This window comes from Lelliottia sp. CFBP8978, from assembly GCF_034046055.2.
Classification (GTDB): Bacteria; Pseudomonadota; Gammaproteobacteria; order Enterobacterales; family Enterobacteriaceae; genus Enterobacter.
Genome location: NZ_CM188253.1, coordinates 160611 through 173872, shown reverse-complemented (window position 1 = coordinate 173872; position 13262 = coordinate 160611). Strand labels below are relative to the sequence as shown.

Here is a 13262-nt window from a genome sequence, read left to right as displayed (position 1 = left end):
TCGGCGATATTTGTCATTGTTCAGAAAGAGGTATGAGGGCATAACCCTTAATTAAATATTGTCTCTTTAAGACACACGTCAAGCCAGGTTGGTTGAATTTTTTGCGGATTCATCATTAATAAGGAAGAAAACCTATGCAACGTTGCGGTTGGGTCAGCCAGGATCAGCTCTATATCGACTATCACGATAAAGAGTGGGGTGTTCCAGAAAATGACGGCAAAAAGCTCTTTGAGATGATCTGTCTTGAGGGCCAGCAAGCGGGGTTATCATGGATTACGGTACTGAAAAAACGGGAGAATTACCGTAACGCCTTCCATCATTTTGATCCTGAACACGTTGCGGCAATGACCGACGAAGATGTGGAAAGACTGGTGCTGGACGCCGGGATTATTCGCCACCGAGGTAAAATTCAGGCCATTATCGGCAACGCGCGGGCTTACCTGGCCATGGAAGCAAACGGCGAATCCTTTTCAGATTTTGTCTGGTCGTTCGTCGACCATACGCCGCAGATCACACAGGCCGCAACGCTGGCAGAAATTGCCACCTCGACGCCCGCATCAGATGCGCTGTCAAAAGCGCTCAAAAAGCGCGGCTTCAAGTTCATTGGCACGACGATTTGCTACTCTTTCATGCAAGCCTGCGGCCTGGTGAACGATCACATTACGGGCTGTTTTTGCCACCCTGGAGGCCAACATGATCCGCAAATGGCAAAGTGAAAACACCGCGCCGCTGCTCAGTTTATGGCTTGAAAGCACGACCGAAGCGCATCCCTTTATTGATGCGCGCTACTGGACAGAGAGCGAGGCGCTCGTCCGCGATGCTTATCTCCCGTCAGCAGAAACCTGGGTATGGGAAGAAGCCGGAGAGGTGCGCGGTTTTATCAGCGTGATGCAATCACAGTTTATCGGCGCACTGTTTGTCGCCACCGCGCATCTGGGTAAAGGGATCGGGCACACGCTGATCCACTATGTGCAACAGCGCTTCCCGTATTTAAGCCTGGAGGTGTATCAGAAAAACAGCCGGGCGGTGAATTTCTACCATGCTCAGGGCTTTCGTATTGAAGACAGCGCGTGGCAGGAAGAGACGCAACACCCGACCTGGATTATGAGCTGGCAGGCGGATCAAACGCCGTTAACGTAAGCTCCGGCCCCTGATATTTTTCTACCCAGGCCAGCGCCGTATTCCCTGCGCATCCGTTCCCCAGCTTCGAGCTGGGGAGATCTTTGGTGAGCACGTTGACCGCACCGTTTTTACAAATCCCGCCCTCGCTACGTTCCAGATCCGGCCACGCCCCCTGGTGAATACAAATCACACCCGGTTTAATACCATCGCTCACCACTGCACCCGCCAGCACCTGTCCGCGCGCGTTCCAGACGCGGACCACGTCGCCATCATGGATACCACGCGCCATTGCATCCGTGGGGTGTAGCGTTATCGGCTCACGCCCGGCGACGGCGTACTGCTCGCGCAGGGAAGAATAGTTGAGCTGACTGTGCAGGCGATGCGCCGGGTGCGCAGAGAGCAGCTGCAGCTGTTTTGGCTGCGCATTACCGTGCCACTCGTCTGGCTCCAGCCACATAGGATGCGGCGGACAGTCGGCGTAGTTAAAGCTGGCAATACGCTGCGAATAAATTTCAATTTTGCCGCTCTCCGTTTTTAACGGGTGCGTTTGCGGGTCACGGCGGAAATCGGCAAAACGAACAAAGCTGGCGTTCTCTGCGTTCTCTGGCATTTCGAAAATTTCATTCGCTTCCCAGAATTGGGCGAACGGCGGTAGTGTCACGCCCTGCGACGCGCCGCGCTGTCCGGCAATCTGATAAAACGTCTCAAGCCATTCAAGATCGGATTTACCTTCAGTAAAACGCTCCCGACCGCCCTGCTCCCAGCGCTCACTCAGCTCCGCGAACACCTCAAAATCATCGCGCGCCTCATCACGTGGCGGCACTACCCGCTTCATCGGCACCATATGCTGATTGCTGTAATCACCGGTCATGGTGAGATCGTTACGCTCAAATGAGGTCGTCGCCGGCAGAACGATATCGGCATGTCTGGCCGCTGCCGTCCAGAAGCATTCAGAAATAACCACCAGCTCGGGCTTTTGCCAGGCACGAATCAGGCGGTTAGTATCCTGATGGTGGGTAAAGTTAGCGCCGCCCGCCCACCAGACAAAACGAATATCCGGGAAATGGCGATCCATCCCGTTGTGCTGATAAAAACCGCCCGGATTCTCCAGCGCTTCGACAATGCGCGCGACCGGAATTTTCTCTACCGCATCAATGCCCCCCTGCACAGAACCTTGCATCGAGGCCAGCACCGCCGCGCGACGCGTCGGATTGCCGCCATTGGCAAAGTGATAGGAGAGCCCAAAACCGCCGCCCGGGGTGCCAATCTGACCCAACATGGCCGCAAGTGTCACCAGCATCCAGTGTTTTTGCTCGCCAAACTGCTGGCGCTGCATTCCCCAGCCGGACATCAACATAGTGGTGTTTTGATGGAACAACGCTGCAAGTTCACGAATTTTAGCGCTCTCAACGCCACAAATTTCCGCAGCCCACTCCGCGGTTTTGGCAACACCGTCGGTTTTCCCTGTCAGGTAGTCGGCGAAGGTGTCAAAGCCGGTCGTGCAGCGCGCCAGAAACGCAGCGTCATGCCAGCCATTTTCCACCAGCGTATGGGCGATCCCTAACATCATGGCGACATCGGTGCCCATATGCGGGGCGATCCACTCGGCGCTTTCTCCCAGGAAATCCATCGTTTCAGAACGCATCGGATCGATGCAGATCAATCGCTTGCCGCTTTTACGCAGGGCGTCGAAATAAGGAATGCCCTGCTCATCCGAGGCATTCCACGCAATTTTCAGGGTGTTGAGTGGATTGGCGCTCCACAACACCACCACATCGGTATGCTCCAGCACCAGCGGCCAGCTGGTCTGCTGCTGGTAAACTTCATTGCCCCCCACGACGTAGGGCATAATCGCCTGCGCCGCACCGGTGGAATAGTCGCCAAGATGCCCGGTGTAACCGCCCGCCAGGCTCATGTAGCGCTGTAGCAAGGTGGCTGCTTTATGCAGCACGCCGTTGGAGCGCCAGCCATACGACCCCGCGAAAATGGAAGAAGAACCGTAGCTGTCGCGGATGCGCTGATGCTGAGAGTGGATCAGCGCCAGCGCGTCGTCCCAGCTCACGCGCACAAATTCATCCTGCCCGCGAATCCCCTGCGGTTTATCCGGCGAGGCCAAAAAGCCTTTACGCACCATCGGCCAGCGCACGCGCGTTTTACTGTGAACCTGATCGCGCACAACGGTTTGTAGCGAGTTGGGGTGCGTTGTTGGCAGCGCCCCGCGCGAGGACAACACATTCTCGCCGTCGGTTTCAACCAGCATCGGGCCCCAGTGGGCTGCGGTCAGAATCGTTTTTGTTTTGGTGGTCAAAGCGTGCGCTCCTGGGTTGGCTGTTGCAGGTATGACGGCCTTCTTTGAGGCTGTTTATGGTTTGACACAAATTTCAGAGTTATCCCCGGAATTTTCTACGTATCCGGACGTCATAATCAACCGCCACGTGCGTCGTGGCAAAGAATAAAAAGGATTAAGGAAAGAAGATGAATAAACGCGTACTCGTTATTGCCGCTCTGGTGAGCGGAGCTCTGGCTGTTTCTGGCTGCACCACAAACCCTTATACCGGTGAACGCGAAGCGGGCAAATCCGGTATTGGCGCAGGGATTGGTTCATTGGTAGGCGCAGGCGTGGGCGTGCTCTCCTCCTCGAAAAAAGATCGCGGCAAAGGCGCTCTGATTGGAGCGGCAGCAGGCGCAGCGCTCGGCGGCGGCGTGGGTTATTACATGGATGTGCAGGAAGCCAAACTGCGTGACAAAATGCAGGGAACAGGCGTGAGTGTGACGCGAAGTGGCGATAACATCATCCTGAACATGCCAAACAATGTCACCTTCGACAGCAGCAGCGCAACGCTTAAACCGGCAGGCGCGAACACCCTGACCGGCGTGGCGATGGTCCTGAAGGAGTACAGTAAAACGGCCGTCAACGTGACGGGCTACACGGACAGCACGGGCAGTCAGGATCTGAATATGCGCCTGTCTCAGCAGCGTGCCGATTCAGTCGCCAGCGCGCTCATTACTCAGGGAGTCGCCGCTAACCGCATCCGCACCAACGGGATGGGGCCGGCAAATCCAATCGCCAGCAACAGTACGGTAGAAGGCAAAGCGCAAAACCGCCGCGTTGAGATCACCTTAAGCCCGATTCAGTAAGTCAATCCAACGGCAACACCCGTTGCCGTTGCGTGTTTTCGCCCTCTCACTGTGGGGATGCGGACATCAGCGTGCGCATTTCCCCCTCTCCCTCAAGGGAAAGCCTCCCGTGGAGAGGGCCGGAGTGAGGGCATCAGGCCACACAGACCATCCGGCACGAAGCGCTTGCCATAGTTATTTTTCCCGCTAAGGTGTTCTCACTAATCCCAAGGGAATCAACGATGAGCAAATCAGCACGGCCAACCATCAGCGATGTGGCGAAAGCCGCCAAAACCGGTAAAACCAGTATTTCACGCTATCTGAATGGCGAGAAACATCTGCTTTCCGATGCATTGCTGGCCCGTATTGAACAGGCCATCGCTGAACTCGATTATCGTCCCAGCCTGATGGCACGCGGCCTGAAGCGCGGGCGTACCCGCCTTATCGGGCTGATTATCGCCGACATTACCAACCCCTACTCGGTGAACGTATTGAGTGGCATTGAAGCCGCCTGCCGCGAAAAAGGGTTTACGCCGCTGGTCTGTAACACCAATAACGAAGTGGACCAGGAGCTGCACTATCTCGATCTGCTGCGCAGTTACCAGGTTGAAGGCATTGTCGTTAATGCCGTTGGGATGCGTGAAGAAGGGCTTAACCGCCTGCAACAATCCTCTCTGCCGATGGTGCTCATCGACCGCAAAATCCCGGAATTCGCCTGCGATGTGGTGGGGCTGGACAACACTCAGGCGGCGACAACCGCCACAGAACATCTTATCGAGCAGGGTTTTGAGGCGATTTTATTTATGAGCGAGCCGCTGGGAATGGTCAACACCCGCCGCGATCGCCTGAGCGCATTTCGCGCCACTTTGGCTCGTTATCCCGGCGTCATCGCCGAAAATGCCGAAATTCCGCTGCATGAAGCCGATCAAATGGATAATACCCTGCGCCAGTTCCATACCCGTCATCGCGGAATGCGTAAAGCGGTGATCTCGGCCAACGGTGCCCTCACGCTGCAGGTTGCACGCTCCCTCAAGCGCATCGGACTGCACTGGGGCAGCGATATCGGTCTGTTAGGGTTTGACGAACTGGAATGGGCAGAGCTGGCAGGTGTCGGCATTACGACGCTCAAACAGCCCACCTGGCAGATAGGCTACGCCGCTGTCGAACAGGTGGTACGCCGCATTGAAGGTCTCAACGATGCCGTTCGTGAGCAGGTTTTCTCTGGTGAGCTGATCGTGCGGGGTTCAACCGCACGTTAATTTCCCCTTCGTGATGACGATCATAAATTCACTATCCTGACCTTTCTTTTGGAACCGGTTCCATCTAGCGTATTTATTATCAGCTATGAACAGGAATCAGCCAATGGCCAGGAAAATCATCGTCGTGACCGCCGCGTATGGCGCGGATAAGGTACGTCAGGCAGGCGGACAGCGAGCCATGCTGCCGATCATCGCTTCGGGTGGCGCAGATGGCGTCGAGATCCGGCGTGAACTCTTCAGCGATGAGGAGTTGCAGACACTCCCAACGCTGGCGCAGTCAATCGAATTGCTGGGGTTGTTTGCCTGCTACTCCGCCCCCGACGCGTTATTGATGCCCGACGGCACGCTCAATCCTGAACTCCCGCGCTATCTCGCGGAAGCCAGTACGCTGAATGCGCTGTGGCTCAAGGTGTCACTCGGCCATTTCCGCGACAAACAACCGCTTGACGAGCTGCGTGCTTTGCTCGTTGAGAGCGGTATGCCGCTGGTTGTCGAAAATGACCAGACCGACTGCGGCCAACTCGCGCCAATGCAGCGCTTCAAGGCCGCGTGTCGGGTGATGGAATTACCTGTCACCCTCACATTTGATACCGGCAACTGGCTGTGGGTTGGCGAATCACCGGAAGAGGCCGCCCGCCATCTGGCACCAGCGGTCAGTTATATCCACGTCAAAGCCGCTGTTCCGCACCATCATCACTACCGCGCCGTGGCGCCGGATAACGCCGATTCTCGCTGGCTGGATCTGCTCAATCACCTTCCGGCGGATGCGCCGCGCGGCATTGAATTCCCGCTCGAAGGCCCGGATTTAGCCGCGGTGACCCGCCATTACGTCAATTTACTGCGTGAGGAATAACGCTATGTCTGACTCTCTGGATGTCATCACCATCGGTGAAGCGATGGCCATGTTTGTCGCCACCAAAACCGGTGAACTGAGCAGCGTCGACTCCTTTATCAAACGCGTTGCCGGGGCCGAACTGAACGTCGCAACCGGCCTGGCGCGTCTGGGTTTGAACGTCGGCTGGGTCAGCCGCGTAGGTAACGACAGCTTTGGCCAGTTTGTTCTCGATTCGCTGAAAAAAGAGGGGATTGATGCAGCAGGCGTGACGCTCGACGGACGCTTTCCGACCGGGTTTCAGCTGAAGTCTAAAGTCGAAAATGGAACCGATCCCATTGTGGAGTATTTCCGTAAAGGCTCCGCAGCGAGCCATCTTTCGACCGAAGATTATCACCCGGCATATTTCTCCTCGGCACGGCATCTGCATTTGAGCGGCGTAGCGGCAGCGCTGTCGGCCAGCTCTTATACCCTGCTTGATCATGCGGCCAGCACAATGAAAGCCCAGGGGAAAACCATTTCCTTCGATCCAAACCTGCGCCCGGTGCTGTGGAAAAGCGAAGCGGAGATGGTTGAAAAACTGAACCACCTCGCCTTCAAGGCCGACTGGGTTTTACCCGGTGTGAAAGAGGGCATGATCCTGACTGGCGAAACAACACCGGAAGGCATTGCCGATTTTTATCTGAATCAGGGCGTGAAAGCGGTCGTGCTGAAAACGGGTGCCGACGGAGCATGGTTTAAAACCGCCGCAGGAGAGAAAGGCGCGGTGGCCGCGGTGAAGGTTGATAACGTTGTCGATACCGTCGGCGCAGGCGATGGATTCGCCGTGGGGGTGATCAGCGCACTACTGGAAGGCAAAACGCTGCATCAGGCCGTCGCGCGCGGCAACACCATCGGCTCGCTGGCGATTCAGGTGCAGGGCGATAGCGAAGGGCTTCCAACGCGAAAACAACTATCTGAGTGATAACAATTTACCTCCGTGTACCCTACAGACCACGGCGGTACAAACCTCAACCACAGAGGCAAGCCTATGAACAACTCGACCAATGCAGTAAAACGCTGGTGGTACATCATGCCGATCGTGTTTATCACGTACAGCCTGGCGTATCTCGATCGCGCAAATTTTAGTTTCGCTTCCGCTGCCGGGATCACTGAAGATCTGGGGATCACCAAGGGCGTCTCCTCTCTGCTAGGCGCCCTGTTCTTCCTGGGATATTTCTTCTTCCAGATCCCGGGGGCGATCTACGCTGAACGTCGCAGCGTACGCAAACTGATCTTCATCTGCCTGATTTTGTGGGGAGCCTGCGCGTCGCTCACCGGGATGGTCAATAATATCCCTGCGCTGGCCGCGATTCGCTTTATTCTCGGCGTGGTCGAAGCCGCCGTTATGCCTGCGATGCTGATCTACATCAGCAACTGGTTTACCAAATCAGAACGTTCACGCGCCAATACCTTCCTGATTCTGGGTAATCCGGTCACGGTGCTGTGGATGTCAGTGGTCTCCGGATACCTGATCCAGTCGTTCGGCTGGCGTCACATGTTCATCATTGAAGGGTTCCCGGCCATCATCTGGGCATTCTGCTGGTGGGTGCTGGTCAAAGACAAACCGACGCAGGCTAAATGGCTCTCTGAAGCGGAAAAAGCCGCGCTGCAGGCAGAGCTGGATAAAGAGCAACAAGGACTGAAAGCCGTTCGTAACTACAGCGAAGCCTTCCGTTCGCGCAACGTGATCCTGCTTTGTATGCAATATTTTGCGTGGAGTATTGGGGTTTACGGTTTTGTGCTGTGGCTGCCGTCCATTATTCGCAGCGGCGGCGAAAACCTAGGCATGGTCGAAGTCGGCTGGCTCTCATCTGTTCCCTATTTGGCCGCGACCATTGCGATGATTGTCGTCTCCTGGGCATCCGATAAGCTGCAAAACCGTAAGCTTTTCGTCTGGCCGTTGCTGCTGATCGCCGCTTTCGCCTTTATCGGGTCCTGGGCGGTAGGTACCGACCACTTCTGGGTCTCTTACACCTTGCTGGTGATTGCTGGTGCCGCAATGTATGCCCCGTACGGCCCGTTCTTTGCCATTATTCCGGAGATGCTGCCGCGTAACGTCGCGGGTGGCGCGATGGCGCTGATTAACAGCATGGGCGCGCTCGGCTCATTCTTCGGCTCCTGGTTTGTTGGCTATCTGAACGGCGCCACCGGTAATCCTTCAGCTTCATACATTTTTATGGGGGTGGCACTTTTTGCTTCAGTGTGGCTTACTTTGATTGTTAAGCCTGCTAATAATCAACAGTTCCCTGCTGGCGCACGCCACGCCTGAACCTTTTAAAATCAACGGAGATTAGCATGAAGCCGTCCGTCATTTTGTATAAAGCACTGCCCGATGATCTGCAAAAACGTCTTGAAGAACACTTCAGCGTGACTCAGGTGAAAAATTTGAGCCCGGAGACCGTGGCGCAGCACGCAGAAGCCTTTGCCAGCGCCGAAGGGCTGCTGGGTTCAAGCGATAAAGTCGATAGCGCATTGCTGGAGAAAATGCCAAAGCTTCGCGCAACATCGACCATCTCGGTGGGCTACGACAACTTTGATGTCGAGGCCCTCAACGCACGCAAAATCCTGCTGATGCACACGCCGACCGCACTGACAGAAACGGTCGCCGATACGCTGATGGCGCTGGTGCTGAGTACCGCTCGCCGCGTGGTGGAAGTTGCAGAGCGCGTGAAGGCGGGAGAATGGACCAAAAGCATCGGCCCGGACTGGTTCGGCGTTGATGTGCATGGCAAAACGCTGGGCGTCGTTGGCATGGGGCGTATCGGGCTGGCGCTGGCTCAGCGCGCCCATTTCGGCTTCAATATGCCAGTTCTCTACAACGCGCGCCGTCACCACAGCGAAGCCGAAGAGCGCTTCAACGCCCGCTACTGTGATTTAGATACGCTGTTACAGGAAGCGGATTATGTCTGCCTGATCCTGCCGCTGACGGATGAAACCCATCATCTGATCGGTAAAGCCGAATTTGAGAAAATGAAGAAATCAGCCATTTTCATCAATGCGGGTCGTGGCCCGGTTGTGGATGAAAAAGCGCTGATTGAGGCCCTGCAAAATGGAGAGATCCACGCCGCCGGTCTGGACGTGTTTGAACAAGAGCCGTTGCCTGTCGATTCGCCGCTGCTGACGCTGCCCAATGTGGTTGCCCTGCCCCATATTGGCTCCGCCACGCATGAAACCCGCTACAACATGGCGGCCACGGCGGTGGATAATCTGATCGACGCACTGAACGGTAAGACAGAAAAGAACTGCGTGAACCCGCAGGTAAAATCATAAAGCCCTAAACGAAAAAAACCCGCCAGAGGCGGGTTTTTAAATTCTTGTGCTGCTGAGTTGGAAGCTTACAGGCTTACAACGTTACCAGCTGCTGGGCCTTTAGCGCCGCTTTCGATGGTGAAGGAAACTTTCTGACCTTCGTCCAAAGATTTGTAGCCTTCGTTCTGGATAGCAGAGAAGTGTACGAATACATCTTTAGAGCCATCGTCAGGAGTGATGAAGCCGAAACCTTTATCAGCGTTGAACCATTTTACCAGACCAGTCATTTTACCAGACATAGAAATTACCTTTTTAAAAATACGTTTTGCCTTCCGGCGCGATGATGGAATGTGTTACAGATTTTTAAGCGATGAAGGAAGGGTCACTACGAAGGTATCTTTGGATAACTCATCTGGACTGCTTAACTAAACTGCTTTAGGTCTGTGTAACAAACCGACAGGAATAGTTATACCGATGTGATAGATGAATGACAAGCTTTATTTTGATTCATTCGTAAAAAACCCCGCACGAGGCGGGGTTTTATTTTATTCCGTCGCGCTGACTGCCGCGCCCCATGCCTGACTAAAGGCCTGGTGCTGAGAGGCCAGAGGCCCAATCAACGTATTGTACTGACTGGCTTGTTGAGAGGTCGGGAACTGGATACCGTTCGAGACAAAGCTCACCTGCGTACCCTGCTGGGAGATAAAATCACCCACCTGAACCAGCTGCTGGCTAAAAATCTGCGCTGCCGGAATCAGCGGCTGCATCGCATCAGAAGGTTTAGTGACCACTTTCTCGTACACCTTGTCAAACACAGGCTTCAGATCTTCGCCCTGTTTCAACGCGGAGCGGGCAGCATCAGCCTGCATTTTTGCATTCTGTAACTGCTGGCTCAACACGCCAAGCGCGCCGTTAGACTGACGAAGTGGCTCACGCTGGGTCATATAATCCTGCGGAACGCGAATCGCATTCACGCTGTCCACAACCGGACGCAACCCAGAATCCATCGCCTGATTCACTTGCTGTGAATAACCATAAAGGATGGCGTAATCAGAAACGAACGGGCCGAACTGTTTTTTCTGATCCGCAGTCAGCGTAGGCAAATGCTCCCCACTGCGCATCACGGTATTCTGCAGAAAATCGATAAACGCTTTGCGTTGATCGCCTTCTTTATCGAAACACCCACTCAGGCTAATCACCATTAATAACGCCGCAACAGGCGCAAACCAGCGAGAGCAGGACTTTCCTGTCGCCATTTTCTTACTCCTTTCACCCAAAAAAGCGCACACTGGCACACGCGTGCCCAACGCTGACAAGAATAGTCCAGGAGCGGCCTGCAAGATACTCTTTTCATGCAAAACGGCTATTGCCGATTTATTTCTTAGGATTTACAAAAAAATACCACTCAACGCCTGCTTATGATTAATCAGGTAATTAGCATAACTACGCAATGTGCTGAAACGCGTAAGGCGTTAGTTACCGCACGATTAATCACATACGTTACGATCCTTCGCTTGTTTTAATGACTATTCTTAAGTGGCTCTCTGATGTTCATGATCCCGTTGTGCGATTTATGAGGAGTTCTTAATGGAATCTAAAGATCCTATGTTTGAGCTGCTAAGCAGCCTGGAACAAATTGTTTTTAAAGAGTTATCACAGACGATTACCCCGAATCAAAAACCTAATCCCTTTACAGAATTTGAGCGATTGCGCAAAGGGACGGGCCTGAAGACCGATGATTTCGCCAGAGCAATGGGTGTCAGCGTGGCGATGGTTCATGAATGGGAATCAAAACGTGTAAAACCCTCCATGACCGAGTTAAAGCTGATGCGCCTGATTCAGGCAACTCCCACCGTTCAGCAAGCCGTAAATTAACTCTGTACTTATATCGCCCCCGCATTTGCGGGGGTTTGTATTTTATCCATACCGTTCGCAGCGCCATCCCTCCTCTGTCCATACCATCTCATGCGTTAGCCCCAGTCCGTTCAGAAAGGCATCATCATGCGAAACCACCAGCACTGCGCCAGGAAAACCGCCCAACGCCGCCTCGATCGCCTGCACCGAAGCCAAATCAAGATGGTTGGTTGGCTCATCCAGTAGTAGCAACTGAGCGGGGTTTTCCCGCCACAGCACACAGGCCAACGCCGCTTTCAAGCGCTCGCCGCCACTCAGCTCACCCAACGGGAGCATTACTTTATCGGCACCCAGCTGTAACTGTGCCAAACGACTTCGCAGCACGCCCTCTTCTAGCGGCGTGTCATTCAGACTGAGATGTGTGATAAGAGACTGCGTGAGATCCAGTTGAGACAGATGCTGATCGAGATACGCAGTGGTGACGGACACACGACAGACCCCGGAAACAGGCTGGCACTTGCCCAGGATAACGTTCAGCAGAGTCGATTTTCCGCAACCGTTCGGCCCACGTAACGCCACGCGCATCGGCCCGGCCATGCGCCAGTTTATCGGCGCCAGCCCGACGAAAGGCAGGACCACCTCCTCCAGCACCACCACTTGCTTGCCTTCCGCAAGACGGCTACCCGGTAGCGTAAACATCACCGGATTATCCTCTTCGACCCTTTCACGGGCCTGACTGACGGCGCTATTGAGCGCATCGTTTTGATCGCGATGCTGTTTGCGCCATGCACCCGGACGCTCTTTGGCCGCCATCTTGTATTTGATGCGCTCAAACGAGGCGATGTTAAGTGTATCTACCGTGCGCAGGGTTTGCGCGGAGCGTCGTTGGCTTGCGTCATGTTCTTTTTGCATCCGCGCACGCGTTCGTCTGCGCTCCGTTGCTGCATGTTCCAGAGCCGCACGGGCAGACTGCTGTTCGGCCTCCCGCAGACGTTGGTAGTCGGCATAATTTCCGCCATAGACGTGCAAGCCGGATGCACTCAGTTCCAGAATACGTGACACCTGTGCCAGTAACTCGCGATCGTGCGACGCCACCAGCACACCGCCCTGCCAGCGGGCGAGCTGGGCGTAAAACCATTCGCGTCCCTGTCTGTCGAGATGGTTCGTAGGCTCATCGAGTAGCAAAAAGTCAGCACCGGCAGCAAATGCGCCGCACAATAGCGCACGCACGCGTTCGCCGCCGCTCAATTCTGAGGCCGGTTGGTCAGGATCAAAAGGAGGAAGATTGGCCGTGAGAAACGCCGCGGTTAATCGTTCCGCTAAGTCCCAGTAACCGTCGAGACGTTCCAGATCATCCGGCTGATAATCACCGCTGTCGATGCGTCGACGGGCTGCGAAAATGGGGTCGTAGCCAAGCAATTCGGCAAGGGTGGTCTGCGCAGAAATATCGTGCTGCTGTGCCACGTAAACATGCGAACCAAAACGCTCGATATGCCCCTCTGCCGGTGAGTCCAGCCCTGCCAGCATTCGTAACAGCCGCGTCTTGCCGCTACCGTTACGCCCAACCAGCGCGCAGAGCGACGGTTCCAGAGATAAATTCACAGGGCCAAAAAGGATATCGCCCATTGCAAACTGACAGGTGACCTGATGCAAAATAAAAGAAGGGGATTGCGCAAAATGAGCCATAAGCATTCCTGAATGAAATCAAAACATCCCCTGCTGACGCAAAAGCGTTTAGCAAGGATCGAAATTCATCAGTCGTGTTTGTTCATTTTCGGGAAGCGCTC

At 54.7% G+C, this 13262-nt stretch carries 13 protein-coding genes; 9 read left to right on the top strand and 4 right to left on the bottom strand.

What is annotated here, in order from left to right; translation table 11 throughout:
• The first annotated feature begins 134 nt into the window (after positions 1-134).
• Positions 135-716 (top strand): DNA-3-methyladenine glycosylase I, encoded by a 582-nt coding sequence (gene tag, locus SOM82_RS00780; protein WP_320460706.1) that lies wholly within the window; start codon positions 135-137, stop codon positions 714-716.
• Positions 694-1140 carry an N-acetyltransferase gene (locus SOM82_RS00775; RefSeq protein WP_320460705.1) on the top strand — a complete coding sequence of 149 codons (447 nt, stop codon included), beginning with the start codon at positions 694-696 and terminating at the stop codon, positions 1138-1140. Before tag ends, SOM82_RS00775 begins: the two co-directional genes overlap by 23 nt.
• On the opposite strand, the gene SOM82_RS00770 is transcribed toward SOM82_RS00775, so the two are convergent.
• Positions 1103-3382 (bottom strand): molybdopterin guanine dinucleotide-containing S/N-oxide reductase, encoded by a 2280-nt coding sequence (locus SOM82_RS00770; protein WP_320460715.1) that lies wholly within the window; start codon positions 3380-3382, stop codon positions 1103-1105. The two genes, SOM82_RS00775 and SOM82_RS00770, sit on opposite strands and share 38 nt — an antisense overlap.
• A 215-nt stretch (positions 3383-3597) precedes the next feature.
• Here SOM82_RS00770 and SOM82_RS00765 point away from each other — a divergent pair, with 215 nt between their 5' ends.
• The 6 genes from SOM82_RS00765 to ghrB all read left to right on the top strand — a co-directional run bounded on the left by SOM82_RS00765 (position 3598) and on the right by ghrB (position 9642).
• Positions 3598-4260: an OmpA family lipoprotein gene (locus SOM82_RS00765; protein WP_320460704.1), complete on the top strand. Its 663-nt coding sequence runs from the start codon at positions 3598-3600 to the stop codon at positions 4258-4260.
• 221 nt (positions 4261-4481) lie between these two features.
• Positions 4482-5498 (top strand): LacI family DNA-binding transcriptional regulator, encoded by a 1017-nt coding sequence (locus tag SOM82_RS00760; RefSeq protein ID WP_320460703.1) that lies wholly within the window; start codon positions 4482-4484, stop codon positions 5496-5498.
• A 103-nt stretch (positions 5499-5601) separates the two neighbouring features.
• Positions 5602-6351, top strand: coding sequence for a sugar phosphate isomerase/epimerase family protein (locus tag SOM82_RS00755; protein WP_320460702.1), 750 nt, complete (start codon positions 5602-5604; stop codon positions 6349-6351).
• 4 nt (positions 6352-6355) lie between these two features.
• Positions 6356-7294 (top strand): sugar kinase, encoded by a 939-nt coding sequence (locus tag SOM82_RS00750; protein ID WP_320460701.1) that lies wholly within the window; start codon positions 6356-6358, stop codon positions 7292-7294.
• Positions 7295-7360: 66 nt separating this feature from the next.
• A complete protein-coding gene (locus tag SOM82_RS00745; protein WP_320460700.1) occupies positions 7361-8641 on the top strand; it encodes an MFS transporter in 1281 nt (426 codons plus the stop codon).
• 26 nt (positions 8642-8667) lie between these two features.
• Complete coding sequence (gene ghrB, locus SOM82_RS00740) at positions 8668-9642, top strand: glyoxylate/hydroxypyruvate reductase GhrB (protein WP_320460699.1); 975 nt, start codon at positions 8668-8670, stop codon at positions 9640-9642.
• Positions 9643-9707: 65 nt separating this feature from the next.
• Here the strand turns inward: ghrB and cspE are convergent, their stop codons facing one another.
• Both cspE and SOM82_RS00730 read right to left on the bottom strand, forming a co-directional pair.
• Positions 9708-9920 (bottom strand): transcription antiterminator/RNA stability regulator CspE, encoded by a 213-nt coding sequence (gene cspE / locus SOM82_RS00735; RefSeq protein WP_006177792.1) that lies wholly within the window; start codon positions 9918-9920, stop codon positions 9708-9710.
• Between the two features lie 246 nt (positions 9921-10166).
• The gene (locus SOM82_RS00730) at positions 10167-10877 is read right to left on the bottom strand and encodes a DUF3053 domain-containing protein (RefSeq protein ID WP_154128612.1); all 711 of its coding nucleotides are present in this window, start codon (positions 10875-10877) and stop codon (positions 10167-10169) included.
• A gap of 331 nt (positions 10878-11208) precedes the next feature.
• Between SOM82_RS00730 and SOM82_RS00725 the strand changes: the two genes are divergently transcribed.
• Positions 11209-11496, top strand: a complete 288-nt coding sequence (locus SOM82_RS00725) for an HTH-type transcriptional regulator (RefSeq protein WP_154128611.1) — start codon at positions 11209-11211, stop codon at positions 11494-11496.
• A gap of 42 nt (positions 11497-11538) precedes the next feature.
• Here SOM82_RS00725 and SOM82_RS00720 read toward each other — a convergent pair whose 3' ends face one another.
• Positions 11539-13161, bottom strand: coding sequence for an ABC-F family ATP-binding cassette domain-containing protein (locus SOM82_RS00720; protein ID WP_320460698.1), 1623 nt, complete (start codon positions 13159-13161; stop codon positions 11539-11541).
• Positions 13162-13262 lie beyond the last annotated feature (101 nt).

Excerpts from the sequence above, each read along its gene's own strand:
- cspE (WP_006177792.1), bottom strand. The coding sequence starts at position 9,920 with ATGTCTGGTAAAATGACTGGTCTGGTAAAATGGTTCAACGCTGATAAA.
- SOM82_RS00760 (WP_320460703.1), top strand. The coding sequence starts at position 4,482 with ATGAGCAAATCAGCACGGCCAACCATCAGCGATGTGGCGAAAGCCGCC.
- SOM82_RS00755 (WP_320460702.1), top strand. The coding sequence starts at position 5,602 with ATGGCCAGGAAAATCATCGTCGTGACCGCCGCGTATGGCGCGGATAAG.
- ghrB (WP_320460699.1), top strand. The coding sequence starts at position 8,668 with ATGAAGCCGTCCGTCATTTTGTATAAAGCACTGCCCGATGATCTGCAA.
- SOM82_RS00750 (WP_320460701.1), top strand. The coding sequence starts at position 6,356 with ATGTCTGACTCTCTGGATGTCATCACCATCGGTGAAGCGATGGCCATG.
- SOM82_RS00765 (WP_320460704.1), top strand. The coding sequence starts at position 3,598 with ATGAATAAACGCGTACTCGTTATTGCCGCTCTGGTGAGCGGAGCTCTG.
- SOM82_RS00725 (WP_154128611.1), top strand. The coding sequence starts at position 11,209 with ATGGAATCTAAAGATCCTATGTTTGAGCTGCTAAGCAGCCTGGAACAA.
- SOM82_RS00745 (WP_320460700.1), top strand. The coding sequence starts at position 7,361 with ATGAACAACTCGACCAATGCAGTAAAACGCTGGTGGTACATCATGCCG.
- SOM82_RS00720 (WP_320460698.1), bottom strand. The coding sequence starts at position 13,161 with ATGGCTCATTTTGCGCAATCCCCTTCTTTTATTTTGCATCAGGTCACC.
- SOM82_RS00775 (WP_320460705.1), top strand. The coding sequence starts at position 694 with ATGATCCGCAAATGGCAAAGTGAAAACACCGCGCCGCTGCTCAGTTTA.
- SOM82_RS00770 (WP_320460715.1), bottom strand. The coding sequence starts at position 3,382 with ATGCTGGTTGAAACCGACGGCGAGAATGTGTTGTCCTCGCGCGGGGCG.
- tag (WP_320460706.1), top strand. The coding sequence starts at position 135 with ATGCAACGTTGCGGTTGGGTCAGCCAGGATCAGCTCTATATCGACTAT.
- SOM82_RS00730 (WP_154128612.1), bottom strand. The coding sequence starts at position 10,877 with ATGGCGACAGGAAAGTCCTGCTCTCGCTGGTTTGCGCCTGTTGCGGCG.